Source organism: Streptomyces sp. NBC_01092 (assembly GCF_045039535.1).
Taxonomy (GTDB): Bacteria; Actinomycetota; Actinomycetes; order Streptomycetales; family Streptomycetaceae; genus Streptomyces.
In genome coordinates, this window is record NZ_CP108659.1 from 8,700,424 (window position 1) to 8,724,381 (window position 23,958).

General features: G+C 68.6%; 27 protein-coding genes. 8 read left to right on the top strand and 19 right to left on the bottom strand.

Features of this window, described 5'->3' with window-relative positions:
• Positions 1–148: 148 nt before the first annotated feature.
• Complete coding sequence (locus tag OG254_RS39310) at positions 149–817, top strand: GNAT family N-acetyltransferase (protein ID WP_405591806.1); 669 nt, start codon at positions 149–151, stop codon at positions 815–817.
• 350 nt (positions 818–1,167) lie between these two features.
• Complete coding sequence (locus OG254_RS39315) at positions 1,168–1,398, top strand: hypothetical protein (RefSeq protein WP_405591809.1); 231 nt, start codon at positions 1,168–1,170, stop codon at positions 1,396–1,398.
• A gap of 131 nt (positions 1,399–1,529) precedes the next feature.
• Here OG254_RS39315 and OG254_RS39320 read toward each other — a convergent pair whose 3' ends face one another.
• From OG254_RS39320 to OG254_RS39350, 7 genes are all read right to left on the bottom strand, one after another.
• Entirely contained in the window at positions 1,530–2,090 is a 561-nt protein-coding gene (locus OG254_RS39320; protein WP_405591812.1) for a hypothetical protein, read from the bottom strand.
• 331 nt (positions 2,091–2,421) lie between these two features.
• On the bottom strand, positions 2,422–2,658 hold the full coding sequence (locus OG254_RS39325) for a hypothetical protein (RefSeq protein ID WP_405591815.1): 237 nt from the start codon (positions 2,656–2,658) through the stop codon (positions 2,422–2,424).
• A 450-nt stretch (positions 2,659–3,108) separates the two neighbouring features.
• Positions 3,109–4,386, bottom strand: a complete 1,278-nt coding sequence (locus tag OG254_RS39330) for an IS701 family transposase (RefSeq protein WP_405591818.1) — start codon at positions 4,384–4,386, stop codon at positions 3,109–3,111.
• A gap of 511 nt (positions 4,387–4,897) precedes the next feature.
• Positions 4,898–6,001, bottom strand: coding sequence for a terpene synthase family protein (locus OG254_RS39335; RefSeq protein ID WP_405591820.1), 1,104 nt, complete (start codon positions 5,999–6,001; stop codon positions 4,898–4,900).
• A 113-nt stretch (positions 6,002–6,114) separates the two neighbouring features.
• Entirely contained in the window at positions 6,115–6,984 is an 870-nt protein-coding gene (locus tag OG254_RS39340; protein WP_405591823.1) for an ABC transporter permease, read from the bottom strand.
• Positions 6,981–7,586, bottom strand: a complete 606-nt coding sequence (locus OG254_RS39345; protein WP_405591826.1) for an ATP-binding cassette domain-containing protein — start codon at positions 7,584–7,586, stop codon at positions 6,981–6,983. The genes OG254_RS39340 and OG254_RS39345 overlap by 4 nt, the downstream gene beginning before the upstream one ends.
• 230 nt (positions 7,587–7,816) lie before the next feature.
• Positions 7,817–8,404, bottom strand: a complete 588-nt coding sequence (locus OG254_RS39350; protein WP_405591828.1) for a hypothetical protein — start codon at positions 8,402–8,404, stop codon at positions 7,817–7,819.
• A gap of 697 nt (positions 8,405–9,101) precedes the next feature.
• On the opposite strand from OG254_RS39350, the gene OG254_RS39355 reads away from it, so the two are divergent.
• The 5 genes from OG254_RS39355 to OG254_RS39375 all read left to right on the top strand — a co-directional run bounded on the left by OG254_RS39355 (position 9,102) and on the right by OG254_RS39375 (position 12,592).
• Positions 9,102–9,626: a hypothetical protein gene (locus OG254_RS39355; protein ID WP_405591831.1), complete on the top strand. Its 525-nt coding sequence runs from the start codon at positions 9,102–9,104 to the stop codon at positions 9,624–9,626.
• Positions 9,627–9,858: 232 nt separating this feature from the next.
• Positions 9,859–10,182, top strand: a complete 324-nt coding sequence (locus tag OG254_RS39360; protein WP_405591834.1) for a DUF317 domain-containing protein — start codon at positions 9,859–9,861, stop codon at positions 10,180–10,182.
• Between the two features lie 107 nt (positions 10,183–10,289).
• Positions 10,290–10,571, top strand: a complete 282-nt coding sequence (locus OG254_RS39365) for a hypothetical protein (protein WP_405595465.1) — start codon at positions 10,290–10,292, stop codon at positions 10,569–10,571.
• 78 nt (positions 10,572–10,649) lie between these two features.
• Positions 10,650–11,336 carry a DUF317 domain-containing protein gene (locus OG254_RS39370; RefSeq protein WP_405591837.1) on the top strand — a complete coding sequence of 229 codons (687 nt, stop codon included), beginning with the start codon at positions 10,650–10,652 and terminating at the stop codon, positions 11,334–11,336.
• A gap of 182 nt (positions 11,337–11,518) precedes the next feature.
• Positions 11,519–12,592 carry a hypothetical protein gene (locus OG254_RS39375; RefSeq protein ID WP_405591840.1) on the top strand — a complete coding sequence of 358 codons (1,074 nt, stop codon included), beginning with the start codon at positions 11,519–11,521 and terminating at the stop codon, positions 12,590–12,592.
• 76 nt (positions 12,593–12,668) lie between these two features.
• Here OG254_RS39375 and OG254_RS39380 read toward each other — a convergent pair whose 3' ends face one another.
• The 11 genes from OG254_RS39380 to OG254_RS39430 form a co-directional block, all read right to left on the bottom strand.
• A complete protein-coding gene (locus OG254_RS39380) occupies positions 12,669–13,355 on the bottom strand; it encodes a hypothetical protein (RefSeq protein ID WP_405591842.1) in 687 nt (228 codons plus the stop codon).
• Positions 13,356–13,452: 97 nt separating this feature from the next.
• A complete protein-coding gene (locus tag OG254_RS39385) occupies positions 13,453–13,893 on the bottom strand; it encodes a hypothetical protein (protein ID WP_405591845.1) in 441 nt (146 codons plus the stop codon).
• 82 nt (positions 13,894–13,975) lie between these two features.
• A complete protein-coding gene (locus OG254_RS39390; RefSeq protein ID WP_405591848.1) occupies positions 13,976–15,700 on the bottom strand; it encodes a relaxase/mobilization nuclease domain-containing protein in 1,725 nt (574 codons plus the stop codon).
• Complete coding sequence (locus OG254_RS39395; RefSeq protein WP_405591851.1) at positions 15,697–16,236, bottom strand: plasmid mobilization protein; 540 nt, start codon at positions 16,234–16,236, stop codon at positions 15,697–15,699. The genes OG254_RS39390 and OG254_RS39395 overlap by 4 nt, the downstream gene beginning before the upstream one ends.
• 128 nt (positions 16,237–16,364) lie before the next feature.
• Positions 16,365–16,652, bottom strand: coding sequence for a hypothetical protein (locus tag OG254_RS39400; RefSeq protein ID WP_405591854.1), 288 nt, complete (start codon positions 16,650–16,652; stop codon positions 16,365–16,367).
• 43 nt (positions 16,653–16,695) lie between these two features.
• A complete protein-coding gene (locus OG254_RS39405) occupies positions 16,696–16,887 on the bottom strand; it encodes a hypothetical protein (RefSeq protein ID WP_405591857.1) in 192 nt (63 codons plus the stop codon).
• Entirely contained in the window at positions 16,884–18,641 is a 1,758-nt protein-coding gene (locus tag OG254_RS39410) for a hypothetical protein (RefSeq protein ID WP_405591860.1), read from the bottom strand. The genes OG254_RS39405 and OG254_RS39410 overlap by 4 nt, the downstream gene beginning before the upstream one ends.
• A complete protein-coding gene (locus tag OG254_RS39415; RefSeq protein WP_405591862.1) occupies positions 18,638–19,243 on the bottom strand; it encodes a WhiB family transcriptional regulator in 606 nt (201 codons plus the stop codon). The genes OG254_RS39410 and OG254_RS39415 overlap by 4 nt, the downstream gene beginning before the upstream one ends.
• Before the next feature lie 148 nt (positions 19,244–19,391).
• On the bottom strand, positions 19,392–20,081 hold the full coding sequence (locus OG254_RS39420; RefSeq protein WP_405591865.1) for a hypothetical protein: 690 nt from the start codon (positions 20,079–20,081) through the stop codon (positions 19,392–19,394).
• 5 nt (positions 20,082–20,086) lie between these two features.
• Positions 20,087–20,992: a helix-turn-helix domain-containing protein gene (locus tag OG254_RS39425; protein WP_405591868.1), complete on the bottom strand. Its 906-nt coding sequence runs from the start codon at positions 20,990–20,992 to the stop codon at positions 20,087–20,089.
• Complete coding sequence (locus OG254_RS39430; protein ID WP_405591871.1) at positions 20,989–21,144, bottom strand: hypothetical protein; 156 nt, start codon at positions 21,142–21,144, stop codon at positions 20,989–20,991. The genes OG254_RS39425 and OG254_RS39430 overlap by 4 nt, the downstream gene beginning before the upstream one ends.
• 660 nt (positions 21,145–21,804) lie before the next feature.
• Here OG254_RS39430 and OG254_RS39435 point away from each other — a divergent pair.
• Entirely contained in the window at positions 21,805–22,710 is a 906-nt protein-coding gene (locus OG254_RS39435; RefSeq protein ID WP_405591873.1) for a helix-turn-helix domain-containing protein, read from the top strand.
• Positions 22,711–22,751: 41 nt separating this feature from the next.
• Here OG254_RS39435 and OG254_RS39440 read toward each other — a convergent pair whose 3' ends face one another.
• Positions 22,752–23,954 (bottom strand): amidohydrolase family protein, encoded by a 1,203-nt coding sequence (locus OG254_RS39440; RefSeq protein ID WP_405591876.1) that lies wholly within the window; start codon positions 23,952–23,954, stop codon positions 22,752–22,754.
• Between the last annotated feature and the right edge of the window lie 4 nt (positions 23,955–23,958).

Sequence of the window (23,958 nt, forward strand, 5' to 3'; positions counted from 1 at the left end):
GCCGGACGCTCCCACTCCTCAGCACGCGACGGGTACGTCCTGCGCGGGCCGGGGCGGGGACCGGCGTCGGTCGAGGACGGGGGTACGGCGCTCTCCCTTGCCGGTACATTCGGCCGGACGCACCAGGACGAATGCAACGGGGGGTTCCATGATTCGGTCGCTCCTACGACGTCGCCGGGCGGCCTCGGGCCTCCCGGTCCCGGACGCGTGCACGCCCGGCCGGCACGCCCTGGCCACCCGGCACCTGCTGCTCTACACCCCGGTGACCCAGCTCGACGCGTTGGCGGCCATCGCCGCGGGCGCGGACCCCGAGGCCCAGCGCTGGCAGGGGAACCACGCCGGTCAGGTCGTACCGGACGCCGACACCAGACGGGCCCTGCTGCGCCTGGGGCCCACCGGCGCCACCCCCCGTTGGTTCATCAGGTCCAACCCCGAGCTGGCCGAGCCCTTCGAACCCAGCCCCGAGATGCCCGAGTTCATGGTCTGTGTACGCCGCGACACAGGGCGCTACGCCGGGTACCTCGAACTCGACCACGACAGGGGTGAGATCGGCGGCATTCTCGCCCCCGACCATCGAGGCCAGGGCCTCGGCGCTGAACTGTTCCTGGCGGGTGCGGAGTTCGCCCATGGCCACGCCGGTCTGCCGACGGTACGGGCGGGCACGGCGACGGCGAACCTCGCGTGCCGCCGCGCCCTGGAACGCGCCGGCTTCGTCCCGGCCCCCGGACCGGCCCGCCACACCCTGCCGGACAGCCGTGAGCTGGACAGCGTCTGGTACCAACACGAGGGCGCCGCGTCGACGTGTGCGATGCCTTGAGGCAGGAGTGGAGGGGCGGAGGAGCGAGTCCACCACCGCCTCGGACCTCGGCCGTGTCCAGCTCGAACCCGAGAGGAGCGGGCAGGGACACGGTCAGCCCGAGCCTGTGCCGGGCACTCTTGGCGTAGGCGTCGTCGTACGCGATTCGGGGAACCTTGTCCGCCTGCGGGGCGTGGGTGCTGGTCCGCGGGGATTCCGGCGCCGCGTGGCCGCCTCGCCTGGGACCCTACGCGCGCACTGGGCTGACAGAGTGCCTTACGGATGCCCGGAGTTATCCACAGGCCGTCACGCGTTGTGCCGTCTCGCCATACGGTGCTGCCCCTAGTTGATCACGAGCACGGGGGTGCGCGATGTCGTACAGGGCGGATCTGGCGTTCCGGGTCGATGAGGCGCTGGCCGACCTCCCGGACGACGGCCGCCAGGAGGTCATGGAGACGATCGCCAACGTGCTGGTCCGCCGCGACGCTTGGCCGTCGTTCGGCGGCTGGGAAGGGGCGCTCTGGTTCGGGTCTCGGTGCTGGGTGGCGTTCACCGCGTACCCGGACGGGATCGATGTGTACGACGTCGGTTGGGCAGGCTGAGTGAGACCGAGCCGCCTGCCTGGTATGCCCGCGTTCACCGCGCCCACGGCGTGACCGCCACCCAGCCCATGGCAGACCTCGGGCTGGCCGGCTGCGAGCTGTGAGTGATCTCCCGGGGCTCTCACCCCAGTTCAGGTTGTCCTGGCTGGCCCTTCATATAGGGAGCGCAGCTTCGCGGCAACGGCGTCGTCGTTCACCGCCTGGGCGATCTGTGTGTTGCCGCTGTCCATTGCCGAGCTGGGACATGATTCCTCAGCCCCAGCGGTGCCCTGCATGCTGAATTCGGCAACCTCGCGGCCGGTGCGCGCCTCCCTGACCACGAATGTGTGGTCTGCCTGGACGACATCCATGGTCCCGGACATTCCCGGATAATCGAACGTGCAGGTGCCCATGACGCCTCCGGTGGCGACGGCATCGTCGCAGACCACCAGCTGGACCTTGTTGTGATCCTCCTCCTCGTCCGTCCAGTCGAAGTCGATCTCTGGGTTCCAGCCGTCGGGCAGGGTGACGTACTGCAGCTCCAGCGTGGCGGGGCCGTGGTCATGGTGGATGATCGTCATCGGATGCGGACCCTTGCCCGCGTACGGTGTGCTGTCGGGGTTGTAGGGCCGTTCACCGAGACACACTGCGGTGGAGACCGGATCGGGAGTTTCCTCGTCCGACGGAGAAGCTGAAGGTTCGTGCGGTGTCATCGTGATGGTCCGCGTCGGAGGTGCTTCTGCTTCCGACTGATCCTGGGACGAGTTGCTGGTGCATGCGGACACTGCGATGAACGCGAAGCAACTGCACAGCGTGAGAAAGAGCCGCCCCCGGCAGGTAGTCGCTGCGGATACCACTGCATTCCCCCTTCAATGAGCCGCCGACTGGTCATTTTGATCAACGGGGCGGTTCGTCAGCTAGAGCGGACGCGCAGAGTCCCTCGCTCTATGCGGGACCCCCTCCCGAGAGGTTTGCGCTGTAGGTCAGCTCGCGCTGTAGGTCCCGCTGGAGTTCCCCGGCGGCGCTGCCGAAACGGCACCCGCCCTACTCCGCTGGGAAGAGCCGCAGCCTCGCGGTGTCCCCCGCGATGGCGAGAACGGCGATCGACAGCTCGTTGACGGTGGAGGGCCCGCCCTGGTCGGGGCGTTGCCCGAGCAGGTTGGAGGTGAATCCGCTCGCGTCGACCGAGGTCAGGTCCACGCCCTCGGCACCGACGGCGCTCACGGTGAACGGTCCGGCCCGAAGGCCGGCGGCGCGCGGGATCTCGGTGCCCTTCGTCACGACGACAGTGCAGCTTCCGTCTGCACACGCCCGCAGCTCGGCCCGGGTTGACGGCTTCATTGGCTTCACCGCGGTTGGCGACGGCGATGAGGAGGGCTTCGTGGGCGTGGGCGAGGCGGGCGACGGTTCGGCCGAACGCGAGGGCGCGGCCGGCGCGGACGCCCCCACGTCGCCGCCCGAGTCGGAGCCGCAGCCGGTCAGCGCGGCGGCGAGGGCCAGGGCGCAGACGGTCCCCGCCGGGCCGCGCGCCGCAGACAGCCTGGCCCTACGGCGGCGGGCCGGTGTTTCCGATGTGGTCATGGGGCCGTTCTATACGCGGGTGCCCGGGACGGGTCCCGCACGCCCGTCACGTCGTAGGACTAGTAGGACTCCGTTAGGTCTGTCTTGATCTTGGTGTCGTCCTGCTGGGCAGTGGTTGGTGGCAGGTGGTGCAGATGCCGGTCCAGCAGTTCAGCAGGTCCTGGAGGGCGTCGAGGATCTGGTAGAGGGTGAGTCCGGTGTGTCGGCTTTTGGGGCCAGCCGCTGCTCGGTGAGGAAGGCATGGGCAGCGGTGACCAGGGTGGCGTGATGGTGCCAGCCGTTCCAGGAGCGGCCTTCGAAGTGGTCCAGGCCCAGGCCGTGCTTGAGTTCTCGATAGTCGTGCTCGATGCGCCAGCGGATCTTTGCCAGGCGGACCAGGTCGGCGACCGGGGTGTCGTCGGGCAGGTCCGACAGCCAGAAGCGGGTCGGCTTGTCCTCGCCGTCGGCCCATTCGGCCAGCAGCCGCACCTGGGGCAGGACGCCGTCCCACCGGCCGTGCTCGGCCACTGCGGCCGCCTGGGCCAGCCGACGCGGGCGCACCCCAGCCGGCCGGACCCATATCGCGAGGAAGCGCGAGGTCATCGGGCCGCGAGAGCCTTCCCGCCAGGTCACTTCCTGGAAGGCTTCCCGTCCAGCGGCCGCAGCGAGGCCCGCTACCGGCACCGGCGGCTGCCGGTAGCGGGGAACCGGCGGGCGTCCGGTGCCGGAGAAGGCCGGGGCGGCGGGTTGCGCGTCATGAGGCTGGACGGTCAGATCGCCACGGATGCCGACCACATACGGAATCTCCCGCTCGGCCAGGGCGGCGCGGAAATCCGCGTTCTGGCCGTAGCCGGCATCCGCCACCACGACCGGCGGCACCAGTTGCCAGCCGGCCAGTTCGTCCAGGGCATCCAGCGCCAGCCGCCACTTCTCCCGGTGCCCGACGTCCTGCGGCATACCGGTCCGCCGGCGCCGGGTGGTGTCCTCGGCCCACTCCTTGGGCAGGAACAGCCGCCAGTTCAGCGGACACGAGGCCCTGTCGGAGACCGCGTGCACGCTGACCGCGACCTGGCAGTTCGCCTGCTTGCCCAGCGCACCGCAGTACTGGTGAGCGACACCGACCGACATCCGTCCGTCCTTGGGGAACGACACGTCATCGACCGCCCAGGCGTCCGGGCCGATCTGCGGCACCAGCCGCTCGGCGATCCGCCTGCGCACGGGTACCGGATCCCAGGTGGACTGGTTCACGAACTGCTGCAGGTTCTGTTCATTGCCGTCTGGCAGCCGCGAGGCCATGGCCTGGATGGACTTGCGGCGGCCGTCCATCATCAGTCCCCGCAGGTAGCAGTCGCTCTTGGCCCGCTGGTCCTTGCGCGGTATCGAGGCGAACACATCCGCCACGAATAACGCCAACTTCGCCCGAGCACGATTGACTTCATGTGCGTCCACACACTCCTCATGCCCCTGAAAACGGCCAGCAGGCAGACCTAACGGAGTCCTACTAGAGGTCTTCTGTCAAATCTCGAAACAGGCGGGTTCTATGTCAATCGACTCGATCGGATGTGTAGGGTCTCCGCTTTGGTGGCATCCGCCGACGCCGTGATCTGCGGCTTCTCACGGTGTTCTCACACCGTGTCAGGCCCGTCAGTCTCAGGCTCCTGTCCGAATCCTCGGGATCATTGCCAGGCGGCTGGGTTTGTTGTCCCCGGATGCCGTCGGGGTGCGGCGCGGTGCGTGCCTGTTCGGCATCGGAGAGAAGACCGCATGCACTACGTCGTTGCAGCTCACCCGGAGAGGATCGCCCGTCTCTCCTGGTGCTACGGCCGGAGGAGGGGGGCACTAGCCCGCTCGGAAGTGCCGGACGGGCTTGTTCCTGTGCGCCTGCTCAGCCCCAGGCACCGCTCTTTCGGAGTTCGTGGCTTGTTGCTCGAAGGTCATGGCGGGCTGGGGCAGGGGATGTTCAGCAGTGGTCCCACCACCAGGAGATGCTCGGGTAGGGCAGGGGGCTGGTGGTGGTGATCGACAGAGACGGTGCCCAGCAGGCGGGTGTCTTGACGACGTCTTCCAGAGCGAAGCGTTGTGCGGCTGACGGGGTGTAGCGCGGCGCGCACATGTTGATTTCGGTGTTGGCGATGATGAACTGGCCGAGTCGCTCGATGAGGTGCTGCAGGGGCGGCTCGGCCGTGGACATCAGGCGCTCGCGCAGACGCAGGAAGAGGAGCATCAAGCGGTCGCGCGTCTCGATCGCCGCGGTGACGGCCTGATCGAAAGAGAGCTGGCGGGTCGCCTGCAGGACGCCCACGAAGTTCGGGGACGTCTGGCCTTCTGCTTTCTCCTTGTGGTAGGAGACGACATCGTTTTCCACTCCGCAGAGCAGGGCCGCGCATTCGATGATGGCCTGGACTGCCGGTGCGTTCCAGTCCTCGTCCGGGATGGGAGCGGGGCCGCACATTTCGATCATCGCTGCGAACGCGCATCCGCCGATGTCGTGAATGCGCAGGGCAAGGTATTCGTCTTCGTCGGGGTCGTCCAGGTGAATCTTGTGCACGGCACTGGCGAGAAAGGACCTGATTCCGGCGCTCAGGCGGGCCACCTGTGTGGGTGTGCACTCCGCGCGCAGTTGCTCCATCACGTCATGCACTGCCGCGACGAGGGGGCTTGCATTCTTCGGTACTCGGTATCCCGGAGATTCCACCACATGCGCGATCTGGCCCACGAGACGGATGACTTCGCTGGCCCGGCTGCGGGCTTCGGGGTGATCGAGCACATCGTCGTCGATGACGAATAGCCACTCGCCCAGGCAGCCGAGGCCGCGGAGCACTGCCTTGCTGGACTCTGGGGTGGAGAACCTTCCAAGGCACCAGGCCAGGACAGTCCCGGGAAAGCAGCGGGGTTCAGGGCTCAGTTCGGGAAACCCGTACGACTCTTTCCACGCTTGGGCCTGGGCCGCGGCGTCCATGGGGACGTGGGAGACCTCCGGCATCGGCAAGGGGTAGTGGAAGCGCGGCACACCTCCCCGCTGGGCTGGAATCGCCGTTTGTTCCACTTCTGATGTGCTGCTCATGCGGGCTCCTTCGTCGGTGCGGAGTCTTGAGGGTGAGGGCCAGAAGGCGTGCCCTGTGGTCGGCCGGAGATAGCACTGATGTCGCCCGACCGGATGAGTGCGGCGGACATCGGTTACGGGGAGCCCGGTGAGGAGTTCGGGCTGGCAGCTGGTGCCCGCTGGGCATCGAGGGGCGCAGAGTCGCGTGGTTCCGCGGTTACGGACCGGTCGTGACGGCCTGGTCGGGGCAGGGCGTTGCGGGTGCGGTGGTGGAAGGCCACAAGACCCAGGAGTGCGGCGGCGGCGAACCACAGCAGCTGCCAAGCGAGGTATGCGGGTACGGAGGTGGTGGAGAACCCGGCTGCGGTGGCGGCCTGGACGGAGCCGTAGGTGGGCAGCAGGCGTGTCAGCGGGTTGCCGGCGCCGGAGCTGACCATGGGGTTCTGCAGGGCGACGTCGATGACACTGGTCATCACCAGGGCGAACATGCCCTCGACCTCGCGGCGCAGCAGGGATCCGAAGATCACGCCCATGGCTCCGTAGGTCAGCGCGGCACAGAACAGGGCGGCGGCGAGCAGGTAGGGCTGTTTCGGTGTCCAGGCGATGCACATGGCCGCGGTGGCATAAGCGGCCAGGAGCGCGGAGGCCAGGACCAGCGAGGCGGCCTTGGCCACGACGAGATGGGTGCGGGGGTAGCCGGCCATGGCCAGGCGTCGGTCGAAGCGCCCGCCGGTGAAGGTGGCGGCGAACATCATGAACCCGGTGACCAGGGTGACGGCGTTGAGGGCACCGGTGATCTGAGTCAGCTCATTGCCGGCAGGCGCCAGCCTCTCTCCGGTGGAGGCCAGTTGGAACGGGGCCGCTTTGTCGGGGATGGTGAGGTAGACCAGGCCGACCCAGGTGGGAATGAAGAAGACGACCAGCAGCATGGCGAACCGGTTGCGGGCGTGCTCGATCAGGTCGTACCGGGTGGCTGTGGTGAACAGGTCCAGGTGTGTCCTCATGCCGGTGCCGCCGTCTCCAGGCGCAGCGCGCCCGCCTCCAGACGCCACAGCTCATCGAGGCGTTCGGTGTCGTAGGCCAGATGGGAGACCACCAGGACAGAACGGCCGGCTTCGCGCAGCTGGGCGGCCAGTTCCCAGAAGCGCTGGTAGGTGTCCCAGTCGAAACCCTGGTACGGCTCGTCCAGCAGCAGAACCTGCGGATCGTGCATGAGCGCGAGCGTGAGGTTCAGCTTCTGCCGGGTCCCGCCGCTGAGCACCCCGGCGCGCGCATCGGCGTACTGGGAGAACTGCAGAGCCTCCATGACCTTCTCGGCATGACGCAGGTCGGCAAGCGCGAAGGCCGTCTTGAAGAACTCCAGGTGCTGGCGGACGGTTAGGGCGTCGTTGAGGACCACATCCTGCGGGCAGTAGCCAAAACGCCCCCGGTGACGCACCGCGCCACGATCCGCAGGCAGTTCACCGGCGAGGATTTTCAACAGAGTGGTCTTGCCCGCGCCGTTCTCGCCGACGATCCCGGCCAGCACACCGGGCCCAAGTTCCAAGTCGATCCCCCGCAGGACCGCATGCCGACGGTAGGCATGATGCACCCCCCTTACCTCCACCGCGCCGCCCCTCCTATCCCGTAAGCACTAGTCGCCAGGTCATCCCCAAATGCGGTGGCACGGGCACGGTCAGATCCACAGACCTATCGCCAAACCGCCCGACACGGTGAAACAGGCACACAACGCAGTTCGAAAAGGACTCACCACGCGGGAATTTGTCCATGATTGACATCCGGGCCGACATCCCCGCGTGGTGTCGCCACCTGCATGTCAGGCCAGGGCCGCGGTGGCTACCAGGCGGTCTTGGCGGTGCTGTAGGAGGTGCGGCAGGTGGTGTCGGAGGCCGTAGCGGAAAGCTTGGTCATGGCCTCGGTCAACACCTTCTTGACCACCTTCTCCAGGTCCCGGGTCGCCGCCGGGGTGTTCGGAGAGAACTTCCTGACCGTTCCTACCGTGGCGACGGTGAACTTGTTGCACACCGGCGGGGCGGCGTTGCGGTAGCGGTTGTCGAGTTCACCCGTCACGGCGGAGCTGTTGGCGGTGGCCCAACTGTTCCACGCCGCACAGGCAGGTCCGGTCAGTTCGGCCCGCTCGGTCTCGGTCAGACTGCCCAGAGCGGCGACAGCGGCGTTCCAGAACTCGACCGGGACGGCGTAGCGGGTGGTGGCGAACTGATCCCCGGTCTTGAAGATCGCTTCCTGGCAGGGGAAAGGCAGCGAAGCCGCTTGCATAAGGGCGGCGGCCAGGAGCGGAGAGGACGTCACACTCTGAGCGGCCGGGGTCTCCTCCTGAGGGATGATAGTCACCGCCACCGCCAGGACACCGGCGGTGCCGGCCACGGCCAGAGCGGAGCGCTTGAGGATGCGGGAGGTTTTCATGAGCGCGGGCCTCCTGTACTTGAAGGGCTGAGCGGCCAGCCCGGTGCAGACCAGTGCCCGGCAAGGAACTCCAGCCATCCGATGGTCAGCACGATGCTGGCGCCGAAAGGCTGGCGGGAGTCCATCCGCAGCGTTACAACTCGAACGAGGTACAGACGCGACCTGCTGTCCTGTCGCAGTGCACTTGGCAGACAGTGGGCTACTGATCTGCTCGGCTGCCAGGTGGGTTGAGAACGCGGACCTTCGTTTCTCGCCCCACCTGGTGTTCGCGGAAGCCGGAGTCGTGTCGATAGGCCGAGAAGATCCCCACCGTCGCTCGGGTTCCCCACTCAGCGCGCGACGCGATGAGAATCGGTCAGCACGAACGAGAACCAGTGAGAATCCGACAGCTTCACTGCAACAGGACACCTGCGAGTCTCAACTCCGTGTCGGATCCGAAAATGATCCGACATCGATCGTGAGATTCCGACACGGAATCTGAGATCCCGCAGCTGTCAACGGACAGTTCTGTCCGTTGTCACCCAACTCAGTCGTCGTGTCACCGTACTTAGGCGACTGACGTTCCGTGCCAGCCAACCCAGTCGCGGTAGTCACGGACGTGGAGTTCCCTCCGTCCACACATCGAGCACACTGCGGCCCCGTCCTCGGCTCGCGATGTACGCTCGCGCGCACAACGCGCATTAGGGGGAAAAGCACCGTGGACGTCATCAGTACTTCGGACCTACTCGTCTGGCGTAACGAACACCGAGGGCACCAGCTCAAGCAGCTTCTCGCGGATCGGGAAGCCTACGAGCGGCGGCGCAGTCAGGCAGCGCAAGCTATCCGCGAGCGGTGCATGACTCACGAGACCGACGCCGACCGCCTCCTGTTCCAAGACAGCGGAGAGAGTCAGCGCGTTCGAGGACTGGCACGCGCGGACTTCGCTACCGCCCTCGACCCGATCCCCAGTGAACGTCAAGCCCTCGAAGCACGGGAGGCAAGCCTAAGGGCCCATTGGAGCGACCCCGTTGTCTGGACCCGGACCACCATCGGCGCTGCCCTCAAGATCTACCACTACAGCATGAGCTGCGGCCGCGTCTCCGGTGCCGGGCGGCATCCTGACTCGTTCCACACGCAGTTCGAGTCCGAAGCAGAGGCGCGTGGTCTGACCCCCTGCGGTGTGGACCACTGCCGCTGGGCCCGTGAAGAGCTGGATCGCCTGCTCCCGCGTGCGCGAACCTGACCACGGCGTTTGACATTCAATCCAGTCGTCGCAGATCAGAGAGTCGCTCCCGACTAACTTCGCTGTCCAAGGACAAGTTCGCCGGTGGCAGACAAGGAAGACCACCCAAAGGACTGGTGGACGTCGCAACAGCATGTCAACCTGAACGACCTTCCAGAAAACCCCAGGTCAGAGAGGTGATGCTGTGGCTTTGGATGCGGCGCAACCCGGATTCGCCACTACGGTCGCCGCCTTGCGGCTCCGCTCCTGGAAGCTCGGCGTCGGCCAGGCGATGGACGTGATCGACCAGTTCTCGCAGGCCGATTTCACGCACATCGTCGACGACCGTGCCGACGTGCACATCAGCTCGCGCGACGGCCGGTTCTACCTCGGCTACTTCCCGAACGGTCGGCCCGGCGGCGCCGACGAGGACTGGGTGACCGGCGAGGGCTGGGTCATCGCCGTCACCGGCACCGCGAACGTCCCCGGCTACCGAATCGCCTTCTCCACGGACACGCCGGCGGAGATTGTCGCCGATGCCGTGGCCCGGATCCTGTCCACCTCCCGGCCCCTGTGACGGGCACGTCCGCCCTCCCTCTCTATGCGCCCCGCGTACCCTGCCCCTGCTCGCGTGGATTCGTCCGCTACCGCTAGGAGAACGCCTTGGACCCGCACTCGCCCGAGATGACCGTCGGCGACATCATCGACGCACTGTCCGCCTTCGACCGTGACACACCCGCCCGTCTCGCCATCAACCCCTTCTTCCCCATGGCCCACCGTCTGGGCGGCGTGGAGAAGTCGGTGGACGAGCACGGTCGATCGGTGGTCTACATCGCCGAGTCGCCGGAGGCCGAGCAGTTCGGCCCCCTGCCGCCCGCCGTGGCCGTCGCCCTGGCCTGGCAGGGTCCGGTCGATGCACCCCCGCGCCGCCGACGCGGCGCGACGCGGCCGAACGATGGCCACTGACTCACCCTCGAACTGACGGAGGCGCCCCTGCACCCGCATCACCCCATCGATCCCTCCCACCCCATCTCGCCCGACCCGATGTATTGGGTCGCCCCGCGCCACCTGGCCGGCGATGACGGAGTCCTCGCCGAGCGGATCGGCGACACCCTGACCGATCTCGGCTGGCGCATGTGGCCGACGTCCCGTAACTCCCTGCTGTACGTGAGCCCCGACGGCCTGCGCGGCGCCGAATGGATCCTCGCCTCCTACCCGTTAGAGCTGGGCGGCCTCCCGGTCGCCTGGCAGATGTCTGCCCGGCCGCACTCTGGCTCGGTGCTGATCGAGTGGAACGCGTACTTCACCGCCGGCGTACCGCACGAGGCGCTCACCGATTTCCTGCTCGCGCTCGACGCGAGCGAGACCCCCGATGCCGGGCTCGAGAACGCCGAGGCGGTGCTCACCGCGCTCACCGCCCGCGGGTGGTTGCGCGACATGGATCGCCCGCGGACGACCGCCACGGACCCGGGCTTCGCCACGAACGTCTCGCTGGAGATGCTGCCGCCGCTCATCCACGACGCCGACCCCCGCGATGACCTTCTGGGGTGGCAGGCGTGGGCGGAGCCCGTGCTCGGGGCGCCGTACCTGTGGTGTGCGAGCTTCAGCGCGAGCGCACCGCACGAGCTGGTCGCGGCCTTTGCCTCCTCGCTCGCAGCACCTGGACCGGTACCGCGCCGGGTGCTGCCAGAGGGGGCAGAGGACCGTCTCACCGTCGTCCGCCGCGGATAGCGGGCTGCGCATAGCCGCCGACCGCGGCGGGGATCGACGGGCGTGATGCCCCCCTTCGCCCAGGCCCGGTGGTGCCGCTCTCTTCACGAGGGCGGCACCACCGGGCCTTTGCTGTACCTGGGCAACGGCGAAATTGATGCACCTCTGGAACCAAGATCAAGGTCGTGCGTAGGATCGCCGCCGTGGCAGCCAAAGTGATCGGCAAAGGACCCTTGCGCGGCTACCTCCTGGAAGAGGTGCTGGCCTGGCTGTTGCGCTCCAGCGGCTTCGAGGTCCTCACGGCCGACGACGACCAAGACAAAGAGCCGTGGAAAGTGCTGAAGGAGGACAAGAACGGGCTCTTGGTCCGCGGTCGCGGGGCGTGGCACCAGGTTGATGCGCTCGGGCAGTTCCGGTACGTGCCGCCGTTCTCCCTGCCCGTCCGCTTGTTCGTGGAGGCGAAGTACCTGACCACCACGCAAGTTCAGTTGCCCACCGTGCGCAACGGCCATGGCGTGATCCACGACGTGAACGAAGGCGAGACCACCACGCTCACCGCGCCAGGGACCGGCCGGCCGCGGACGCGATACCGCTACAGCTACGCAATCTTCTCCACATCCGGCTTCAGCCCAGCGGCACAGGACTACGCACTCGCCCACCAGATATCCCTGATCGACCTCTCCGCCCCGGACTTCGCCGTACTGCGGAATCTCGTCAAGGACACCGCCGACACGATTCACGCAGTGCTTGAAGCAACTCCAGCGGCCCAGCGGCCGAAGGTGCGTGACATACGGACGTACCTTCGCGAGCCTCTCCTGGAAATGGACCCGGGCAACGTAGACCTGCCCGAAGCGATACGCGATCCCCTGGATGACCTTGCGCAGACCCTGTACAGCCGGTCCCGGCTCGGTCTTGTTCTAGCCTTTCCCGCAGCGCCGTTCGTTCTGGGACTGGCCTCGGATGACCTGTACGCCTTCGTGGATTACGCGAGAGCGCACCCCACGCACGCGGTGCGCCTGCGCCGCATCAACCAGCCAGCCTCGCACCCCGTTTGGGAACTGCGTTCCGCAGAGCACCCCGACGAATACGCATTGAGGTTCGGACTGCCGGAGCGGGTAGAAAAGTGGATCGTCGCGCAGGACGAAGGCATGCCCTCGCGAACCCGGTACGTCAAGCGGAGCATGCTGTCGACCATGACCCTGTACTGGATGCATGGGGAGCACGCGCAGACCTTCCAACTCCGTTACGAGCCAGGCGAACTCCGTCTCGGCGGCTGATCACCCAGTACGACGAAGCCCCGGTGTCCCGTCTGTCACGAGGACAGGCCGGACACCGGGGCTGTGGAGACGTGAATCAGTGGGCGGTGCGCACCTTGACGAGCGCCTTGCCCAGGTGAGTGTCAACGAGCCCCGGCGAGCCGGACACGATGACCAGGAGGTTGCCGGTGCGGATCGCCGTCTGCTTGACGACGCCGCGCTGCCCGCCGGCGGAGAAGGTGAGCAGCTGGCTCCACTGCTCGTCACCGAGGTCCGGTGCGGCCGACTTCTCGGTGCCCATGTCGACAACCGTGCTCCCCGAAGCGACCTGGTACGAGGGGCAGGAGAGCATCGCGTCGAAGACCTTCGAGATGCCCGTGGAGAGCGTCGCCGGGCTGTCGCTGTACAGCTCCTCGCTAACCTCGGAGGTGTTGCTGCCGGTGTAGGTGAAGGACGCCTTCGCCTTGCGGGCGAAGTCGAGACCGGAGCCGGTGGCTGTGTCACCGCCGAGCTTCTCCAGCGCCGGGCAGCCGATCACGGTCACGTCGTCGTTGCGGCGAGGGCTCTCGGGCTTGCGGGTGTAGCCGGTGCCCAGGTCGCTCTCGTTGAGCAGCCGCTGGCTCAGCTGAGTCGACGACAGCGGCACCGACGCCGTAGGCGTGCTGCTGCCCCGTTGAGCGGAGGCGGAGGAGCCGGCCGAGTCGGCCTGGCCGGCGCAGCCGGTCAGGGCAAGGGCGGTGCAGAGGGCGCTGAGGCCGAGGGCGGTCGTGGTGGAGCGACGCATACGGAAACCCCTTTGGTGATGCGAGACAGATGGTCTGACCGGGTCGGCCCTCCGGGTGCCGACGAACGCAGGGGTAGGGGGAAGGGGTTTCGCGTTTTCAGTGGCCGAGGTGGCGCAGGCCGTCTTCGAGGGTGGGATGGAAGTGATCGACCGGACCGGAGTTGCGGTTGTACCAGGCGCTGTCCAGCCGGGTCTCCTGTGCCTCGTGGCCGGCCTCGCAGCGCAGCCACACCGAGTCGTCGCGCATGTTGAAGACGATCCAGTTCCGGTACGCACCGCAGTGGCACGCGTGGACTTCGCCGTCGATGACGAGCGGCAGGTCCCAGCGCATCATGAAGCCCGACACGTCCTGGCGGCACGGTGCCCGGAACTCCGGCGGCAGGAAGTCGGGCACCACCGTGGCGTCGGTCGGCGCGGCCGGGGCCGGCGCAGCAACCGGGACGGGAGCCTCGGGCCACTCGGTGTGCATCGCCAGCAGCGCCTGGCCGGCACGCTGGGCTTCACGGAACTCTCGGTCCGCACGGTTACCTCGGAACATGCCGTCTCCATCTCTGTCGTCTCGCCTGCACGAGGAGAGTGCCGCAAGTCCCTGACCTGCTGCAACTCTAAGATTGTTGAATTCAGCGGGAGTTGGCGGGGCGCTCCTTGCTCTTCGTCGGACGCTTCGCGGCAGGCCGGGTTGCGCTGGGCGCGGTGGTGGTGTGCTCGGGCAGCGTGGACGCGTCGGCGGGCAGGTCGGCCATGCGTCGCAGCCGCCACACGAGGACGTCGCTGATCGACTCGGCGGTGCCCAGCTCCCGACGCTCGGCGGCCTCGGCCAAGAGCGCGGCCGGGTCGTGCCCGGCGCGCTCGACGTCGGCAAGGGTGGAGGCCAGGGCGTACCAGCCTGGCTCGGCGAGGACCTGCTCGGCCAGCTCCGGCACCGCCTGGCGCAGGTAGGCCGTCTGCTTGCGCTGCAGGGGCAGGGACATGCGCCGGCCACGGTCGCGCATGACGCCCAGATACATCGGTGCTGCGGCCTGGTAGGCGGCGCGCAGGTGCTCGGCGGCCTGGCGGGCAGCAGCGGCCTGCTGGGCGTGCCCCTTCATCGCGTGCCAGTGGGCGGCGGCGGTGACCAGGAAGAACACCATGTCGATCAGCATGGCGGTGGTGGCACCGTCCTCCACGCGCCCGAGTGCAGGCCCGCCCTGCACGAGGTTCCGGGCGGCCTTCCGTAGACCGCGGGCGTGCTTGCGCTCGGCCCGGATGTGGGAGCGGGTGGCCCGCTCGAACGCGAAGGCGGCGTCTCGCAGTTCATGTCGGGTGTGCGCGGCCGAGGTCTTGGCGAGCGCGTCGAGGACCTCGCCGCCCGCGGCGATCAGGGCGGAAATCTGCCCGTCCTCACCCTGGTCGATGATGAGTACGGCCTGCCAGGACGCCGTCGTCGCCTGACGGCGCGCGTCCGAGGGCCTGATGCGATCCGACCCGGAGGAGCGGTCCGTGGTGGCGTCCTGGTCGGGTTTGGAAGCGTTGCCCGCCCATCGTTCGCGGATGCGGGGCAGGGAGAGGTCGGGCGCGAGGGTGGAGCCCGAATAGTAGATCGGCTCCTGGTCCTCATTGCGGTCGTCGGACAGCGCGACCTTGTAGCCGAGCAGGTCACCGGAGGGCGCGACGCGCTGCTGGACCAGAAGGCCGGCGGCGGTCAGACGGTCGAAGAACTCCTTCTCGCTGGCGACGCCGGCGGCGGCGCGGCGCACCGTCTCGCGCAGTTCTTCGCGTGGCGTGCGTTCCTTGCCCTGGCGGTTGGCTTTGTGGCGTTCGGCGCTGCTCGGGCGTTTGGCGGCGGTTCCGTCGCCGACGTTCACCCGCCGTAGCCCGTAGTCGATTTCGATCTGCCGGGCTTCCGCCTGGGCGCGGGCGCCATCGCGATGAATGCGGGCCTGGCGGCCGTCATGGCGGACGACGGTGGCGATGATGTGGATGTGGTCGTCGGCATGGCGGACGGCCGCCCAGCGGCAGGCGGCGTCGTCGCCATCGGGAGCGATGCCGGTGGCGGAGACCATGCGGCGGGCGATGTCCGCCCACTGCTCGTCGGTGAGGATCGGGTCTTCGGGGGCGGCGCGTACGGACAGGTGCCATACGTGCAAGGCGGGCCTCTCGTCCTCGGGCAGGGCCATGACGGGCTGGTCGAGCAGTATCTGCAGGTCGGCTTCTGTTGCGTCAGGGTCGCGGCCGGGGTCGGGGGCGAGGCTGTCCCATGCGGCGACGAGGTGGGGATCGATGTGCTCCTCGGCGTCGCCGGGGCCGTACAGATACTTGAGAAGGCCGAGGGTCTTGTCGCCCATGTCGTTGACTGAGGGGATCATGCTGCTGGACGCTCGCTGTCCAGGTAGTGCTGGATGAACGCGTGCACCTCCAGGCGAACCTGGTCGACACCGTCGAGGACTGCTCGGGCCTGCGGCGCCAGCTCGTCTCTGTTCAGGGCTGCCGCAACCTGGTTGAGGTTGTTGCCGATCCGGCTCAGCGCGGGGCCAAGGGCAAACAGCTGGCGCTTCATTTCGCGTTCGCCGGCGACCTCGGCTTCTGTACGGGTGAGATCCCGGGAGGCGCTCAGCGCGGCATGGGCGAGGAAGCCGGACGGTGTCATGGCACACGCTGCCGCTGCGTCGAGCACGGACTGCTTCTCGGCATCGTTGAATCGGCTGGCGATCAGGTGTTTGCGCTTGCTGGATTTGGTCTTCGGCTTGCGATTACGCGCGGGCGGCGGGCTCGGCGGCGCACTCGCGTGCTGGGCGCAGTGCGGGTTGTGACACGGGTGAGTCGTCTCCTCCTCGGGATGCGAGCCGCCCTCGGTCGCATCCCCCCGGTCCAGTGCCCCCCGGCGCTGGACCGCCTCCGCCACCCCCGGGGCGGAGGACGCGAGAGTAATACTCCCAACGGGAGTATTACTCTCGCACCAACTTGCTCCCGCTGAGGTCGAGTTGGCTTCCGGCTCATCGGGCGCGGAAGAGGGGTTTGTCGTCGGGTCTGTCATCGGGTGTCGTTCCTCGTGGTACGGATGCCTTGCTGGATCTCGACGGCCAGATCGACCATGGCGGTCGCGCCCGCCAGGACCCGGACGGGCGACGCAGGCCGGTCCTGGACGAGCCACTGGCCGGTGGGGGTCAGCACGGCTGCGTGCAGCAGCTGGTGGTGCACGAGCACGTCCGCCCAGGCGCCGGCTTCGGCGATCGACGGGACACGCGCGCGCGGATGGCGGGCAGAAATGGCGATCCCTCCGTGGCAGGAGCGGTGGCCCGACCGAGGCCGGGCCACCATGCGGAATGCGGATTCAGACGCGTGACCTGCTTCTTTGCAGGAGTCAGCCGCACTCGGGACAGCGGTCGAGGTGCGTGTTCAGGGCCCGCGCCATGTTCCGCTTCACCGAGACGGCGTTCTTCGCGCTGGTCTTCGCCGGCGCGGATCCCTGGTGGCGCTCGGCGTGACCGCGCAGAAAGCGGGCGTCCCGCTCGAAGCCGGCCTTGATGGTGGAGAATCTGTGGCAGTTCTTCATCGGGGTGCCCTCCTTGTCGTGGTGCCCGCCTCATCCCGCAGCAATTGCAGGAGCCGCGTGATGTTCTCGTTCCGGCCGCCCGCGAGGTTCAGGGAGCGGAGGATCTCCCGCAGCTGCGGGCGCGTGATGACGGCATTTCCGTCGCGCTCCAGCAGCGCGGGTATGTGGGGACGCACCAGCTCGGCCGTCTCCTCGAGGCTCAGCTGCTTCCGCCGAGGGCGCTTGGACTTCCCGCCACCCGGCCGACTCCGCTGCGCCTTCGTCCTGGGCTTCGGCTTCCGGCGTACGGGGACGGTGTGGGGACGGTCCCCTTCGGCCTCGGTCCCCGTTTCCGTGGCGGGGTTCTCACCGTCCCCGTTGTCGTTGGGGACGGTGTGGGGACGGTCCCCTTCGGCCTCGGTCCCCGTTTCCGTGGCGGGGTTCTCACCGTCCCCGTTGTCGTTGGGGACGCTGTGGGGACGGTCCCCTTCAACCTCCGTCCCCGTTTCCGCGTCTGGGTGTTCCCGGCCCGCGTCGCCGTTGGGGACGGCTGCGGGGGACGGTCCTGCACCGCCCTGAGCAGCAGCTTCGTGGAGGTTCGCGGCATTGCCCTCGACGTCGGCGTCGGCCTCTTCGGCCCCGGCAGGTGCGTCCCCTCGGTCCCCGATCGCCGCCGCTGTGCCCTCGCTCAGCAGGCTGGAGTCGGGCTCATTGACACGGCCCCGGGTGTCGTCGGGGACGGCGTGGGGACGGTCCCCTTCAGCCTCCGTCCCCGTCCCCGATTCCGTACGATCCCCGTCCCCGCGGTTCTTGAGACCGTCGTTGGGGACGGCGCTCAGCCACCGACCCACCTGCTTCTCGTCCGTCGGCAGCGACACCGGGGACGGGCCGAAAGGGGACCGGCTCTCGCGATCGGAGTCCGGGCCGTGCACGGACTGAGCCCAGGGCGACGGCAGATCGACGGTGGCGAGAGCCGCCGCGTGCCGACGGGCGGCCAGCTGCTCCAGGAGAGCCTGACGCTGCTGAGGATCGGTACCGACCCCGGCTCGGGTGAGAGCCGACTGGAGCCGACGCGTGATCCTGGTGTCCTTCTCGCGATCCGCTGCCGACATCCCGGCCAGCTGGGAGGCAAGGGCCACTGCCCGTCGAGTCGCGCGGTCTTTGGTGATCTGCGCGGCATCGCGGTTGCGAGTGGCGACGCCCAGGCGTGAGAGCAGCCGCTCCCGCGCTTCGCGTCCGAGCGTGGCCAGGAGCCCCTGCGAGGCGGCGTCCGGTTTGTGCAGCCGCAGCTCGATGCCCATGGCCAGGTGCCAGAGCACGGCTGCCATGACCGGGCCGATGAAGGCCCGCACGGTGCCGCCCACCGTGCCCGACTCGGCGTACGCCGGGATGACCTGCACCCCGGTGATCACCCAGACCAGGGCACCCGGCAGGCCGGGCGCCCCCTGGGTCTTCAGGTTCTGCCGGGCCATCAGCGCGGTCGCGAACAGCGCCGCCTCGCCTGCGCTGAACATCATGGCCCGCTCCACCGTGCCGGCCATGTCGAGGTAGTCGGCGGCGAACCGCCAGCTGGTGTCGCCGGAGTAGACGGTGCAGTTGAGCGCGGCAAGGGCTGCGACCCAGACCGCGGGAGTGCCGACGCGCCTGCCGCCCGCCCGGTTCCGGCTACGCCGGATCGACCAGCCAGCAAGCGCGAGGGCGAGTAGCCCCACGGCCGCGACGACATAGACGAATTCGATGCCGTAGGGCAAGGACATGGCGATGGGGTTTGTCATGCGGCCTTTCGGAGAGCGGCGATCAGCGAGTCGGTCTGTACCTGGCGGGGCACCTGCACCGACGAGGCGACGTCCTCGTTCTCGGTGGTCTCGTCGGCCTGGTCCCAGTAGCGGTCGCGGTCGGCGACTGCGTGTGCGGCGTTGCGCATCAGGTCGCGCGCCCAGTCGAGGTCGAGCCGCAGCGCGTAGGCGAGCCGCTCGGGGCTCCAGCCACGGACGTAGGCGTGGCGCGTGACGGCGTCACGCTCGGCGTCGCTGAGATGGACGTCGCGTCCTTCGAAGGCGGCCTTCACCCGGCTGTAGTCCAGGCGCTTGTTGACCTTGGCGTGCCAGGGGCGGCGCTCGTCCTCGGTGAGCCCGCCCCACATGCCCTGGCGGATCTCGTTGTCGAGGGCGTAGTCGAAGCACGCCTTCTTCACCGGGCAGCTGCCGCAGATGGCCTTGGCCGCGTCGATGGCCGCGCGGTCGCGGGCGGCGTGGAAGAACAGCTCGTCGATCTCCTCAGCGGGCAGGCGATGGCACCGGCCTCGTTCCTGCCAGCTGTGGTCGGCGATGCCCCGGATCGTCGGGGCGGGGGTGTTGTTGGTGGTGATGTGGCGCAAGACGGTCTCCGGAAGTCGCCTCGGTGGGTGCGGGTCGCGCGGCACCGGCGGCGGACGGGGGTGCGGCGGGATGCGGCGAGGCCGGGCTCGGGGTACGGCGTCGGGCCGTACTGGAGGCGGAACGTTTCTGTGGGGAAGTGGGCTGGGGTCAGGCGGCGGGAGCCTGGGCCTGCGCAGCCAGGGCGAGGTCGATGCGCCCGGGGTGGGCGGTGGCGCGTGGTGCGTTGCCCCGGGCGGTGCCGTCGAGGGTGATGCGACGGCGGCGGCAGGGTTCACCCTTTTCGGCGTGGCACCAGTCGCACGGCACGCCGAGGATGTCGGGGCCTCCGGCGGCGATGGCGGCTTCGCGGGCGGCGCGGGCCGGGCGGTAGGGGGCCAGCTCCGCGCGTACGGCCGCCGGGATGTAGGAGCCGACGGCGGCCAGCTGGTCCTTGAGTCCCGGCCGGTGTCGCCCTGCGGTGATCCCGCGGTGCGCAGAGGGGGCGGCCTGTCCGGCAGCGACGGCGTCGCGCGCCGCCAGCAGCTCGGCCCTCCAGGCTTGCGGATGGTCCGGGTCGGCCATGGGGGTCGGGTCAGTGTGCCGGGCCAGACGATCGCGGCGGTGCGCCTGCCATTCACGGGCCACGTCGGCCGGGAGGATCGGGTACGGCGAACTCACGATGCGCTTGCGGACGATCTCGCGGACGTCCCAGCCCTGGCCGGTGGCCATCGGGACGTCGCCGAGCAGCTCGTGCCACATGGCGAGCTGGTCGCGGGCCTCGCCCGCGTCGGTGCGGATGGTGCGCGGGTCCAGGCGGCCGACGTAGGTGAGCACGGCAGCAACTTCGCGGCGGTCCATGGTGGTTACTCCGTTCCAGTCGGTTCGTCGAGCGCGGCCTTCAGGGCGGCCATGTGCAGGTCGGCTTTGGTCATGCCGGCCTGCGGGGCGGGGCTGCCGCCGGGCAGGGCGTAGAGGTTCGGACGCTGGGGGGTCGGGCTGTGCTCGCGGGCGATCCAGGACCGCCAGTCGGCAGCCCAGGCTGCGGCGGAGCGAGGGCTCCGGTCGGCTCGGTGGTGGCGCCACTTCGCGTCGGCGGCCTGCAGACCATGCTCGCCGAGGCGTTCGAGATGCCCCTGCTGCTGGGCCCAGGACAGGCTCGCGTCGTCGACCTGCCAGTCCCCGGCCAAGGTGAGGTCGGCAGCACCACTGCTGCTGTACCTACGGTTCACCTTCGGTTCACTACGGTTCTGGGGGTCAGAATCAGACCCGGGCAGGGGTCGGGATCTGACCCGGGGAGGGGTCAGGTTCTGACGAGGGGGTGCAGATTCTGACCCGGTCAGATTCAGACGACGGGGGTCGGATTCCGACCCGGTCCTGGGCCAGATTCCGTGCTTGCGCAGCCGCTCGACGTCCAGTTCGGGCACCGGATCGGACTCGACCGGGGGCGCCACGTACGCCTCGGGGTCGTCCTTGCGGGCCGCCGCGACCTTGGCCAGCCACGCAGCGGCGCGCGGCAGCCGGTAGACCGTGCTGTGCTGCGGGCCGTCGAGGTCGTCGAGCACCTCCAGTTCGCCGGCCTCGGCCAGCGCCGTGATGGCGGCGCGTATGGCGTTGCGGCTGGCGTTCGTACGCTTCATCAGCGAGGTGAGGGACGCCCAGGCGACGCACTGCTCGTCGGGGATCCGGTCGGCGATCGACAGCAGGACCAGGCGAGCGTTTCCGCGGCTGGCGCTGTACTCCCACGCCCATTCGCGGGCGTCCCGGCTCATCGGGTCACCACCCAGACGGGCCGGGTGCCAGCGGCAGGCTCCGGCGCGAGGGCGCCGAGCAACACGTGCACCGTCAGGAAGCCGGGCGGCGAAGCGAGGACGGCTGCCGCGCGAGCCGGGGACACCGGCCCTTTGCGCAGGGCAGGCGGCATGTAAGACTCTCCTCCGTAGTGAAGCCCGCGCCGGTGTGCCTCGTAGGAAAGGACCGGTGCGGTGAAGGTGGGTAAATCTCCGCCCTTGCCGGGGCAGGAGTACCGTTTGGCGTTCGGCGTCCGGGAGTTACCGCTCCATGGGCGCCGTCGCTGTGTTCGGGGCTATCTCACCCGGCTGGATTGCGCGTTGCGCATGTGCTCCTAGCGTCGTCTGCCGCCGGGCGGGGTGCCCGGCGAGGGACGACGAACATATGCAGGCCCGGCGGCAAGATCTAGACCTTGCTAAAGGACTCTCTACAAGTCGCACAGGGCTGGGCCTTGCACGACGCATGCACCGAGTGGACTGGCTGCTCGGTCTAAGAGGTGCTGCGGCATGGTCGGGACTTCCTGACGTGCGGTGGGGGGAACGTTTGCCCACTGCGGCGCAGAGGTACTGCCGGCCTCCGGGCCCGCGGTGGACATGCCGCGCCGTCGTGGAGAGGTGACCTCTCGCAGGCGGTGCGAGCCTCTCCGCTGGCTTGAGGGCTGGTGGAGAGGCTGAAGCCAGAGGGGCCGGCGGTGTGCACAGCCACTCTTTTTTCGCTACGCTGAACCTATTCCCCGGCAAAGTAAAAGTCAACAAGATGCATCCGCTTCAACTTGCAGAAAAATCGAGGTTTGATGCCTGCCCGTCACTTCGACCGACACCGCGCTCGCGCGGTGCGGCGAGCCGCCGACCGCCTCCAGAGTGAGGTGGGGGCTGACGTGGGCGTGTCCAACTCCGCAGTGGCGAACTGGGAGGCCGGCCACTCCTCGCCCGATCCGGAGAAGCTGGCCGCATACGCTGCGGCGCTCCGCGGCGACCTGGACGACCTGTTTCCGCGGACGGGCCTGCCCGATCTGGCTGACCTGCGCTGTGACGCCGGCGTCTACCTGAACGAGACGGCCGAGGTGATTGGGACCAAGAGCGCAGGACCGGTCAAGGCGGCCGAGAAGGGCGACCGCCGTCTCAAGGACAGGTACGTCCCGGCTTTGGCGGCGAGGTACGGCGTCAGCGAGGAGGAGCTGCGGAGGGCCGAGGACCGTTCCTTCGCCGCAGCCGAGGAGAGAAAGAGCGGGGGAGTGGAGCCGGGAACGCAGCAGGATGCTGCTGCGGACTTGGGTAGGCCGCCGGGCTCGCTCGCCGAGAAAATCACCCTCATCCTGCAGGGTTCGTACCCGGGGCCTCAAGGGCCTCCGTCGGACGCTGAGATGGCGGCGCAGGTGAATGCCCAGATGGGTGCGGACATCCTCACCGCGCAGGACTTCAGCGATCTACGGACTGGCGCCAAGGAAACGGCGCCTCCGGCAGTGCTGCCTGCCCTGGCCGCCGTTGTCGGCGTGTCACCGTTGTACTTCGAGTCCGATGAGGCTGTTGCCGCGCAGGTCTATGAAGGACTCCACCTGCTGGCCGCCGCCAAGCAAGGAGCCATCGGAAGGGTCAAGGCCCGTGGTCTGGGCCCTCAGGGCCTGTCGCCCAGGATGATGGCGCTGGTTAACGAGCTGGTGGCGGAGATGACGGAGAAGGAGGCGGAAGCCGGAAAGTAGAGCGGCCCCGTGGCCTGTGAGCCCGGCAACCGGCCGTGTAGCTACCGCTTCTGCTCTGCCGTTGAGCCCGGCTCGTGCACGCGTCCTGCCGTGATCACGGCACGGATCTCCTTGAGCGCCGCAAGGTCGGCGAGAGGATCGCCGTCGACGACCAGCAGGTCCGCGCAGTGCCCGGGCGCGATGCGGCCCGCTGACCCGCCGAGTCCGAGAGCGTCGGCCGCGTGGGCGGTGGCCATGTCGATGACCCTGCCGGTCGGCATACCCACGTGCGCATAGAAACCGAGCGCCCCGGCGAGCGATCCGTGGAACCCGGTCCGCTGTACACCGGCGTCGGTTCCGGCGATGAGCCTGACACCGGCCTCGGCCATCTGCCGGACCTGCCCGAACAGGATTCGCGTCCGCTCGTCGCCGAAATGGCGGGCCACCATCTGCCAGTGAGGACTGACAGCAGGGCAGACCGCAATGCCCCGATCGACGATCTCCTTTAGGACGTCCTGGCGCAGACCGAAGCCGTCCTCGGTCATCCACGTGCAGTGCTCAATGGTGTCCACGCTGGCAGCCACGACCGCCGCGATGCCGTCAGCGCTGTGAGCGTGCGCGGCCACCGGCACGCCGGCCTTGCGCGCCTCGTCCACCAGGGCCCTCAGCTCGTCAGCCGAGAACTGGCTCTGCCAGCTCTTCGGCCCGTCCTTCGTCAGACCGCCCCCGCTCGCCATCACCTTGATCACTCCGGCACCCGCCGCCACGTTGCGCCGTACCAGGTCACGGACCGAAACATCGCCGCAGACCTCACCGCCCAGGAAATAGCAGTGGCCTCCAGGAGTCGTCAACGGTGTGCCTGCAGACACGATGCGGGGGCCGGCGGTGGCGCCCCGGCCGATCTCCTCGCGCAGGCGCAGAGCCAGGCCGTTGCGGTCCCCGAGGTCCCGCACCGTTGTCACGCCGCTCGACAGGAGCTGCTGCGCGCGTCGGCGCATGTCGTGCAGCAGCTCCTCGTCGCTCGAGTCCTTGAAGGCGGCCAACGGGTCGGTGCTGCCGTCGAACACGAGGTGTACGTGGGCGTCGATGAGCCCGGGCATCACCGTGGCACCGGGAAACGAGAGATCTGTGCCCTGTGCGCCGGAGTGGCCGGTGATCTGCGCGCGAGGCCCGACGGCGGTGATCAGGTCACCGTCGATGAGGACGGCGCCGTCCTCCAGGTACGTCCCGGAGCCGGTCAGAATCCGGTCGGCGGTGATCAGCATGTCG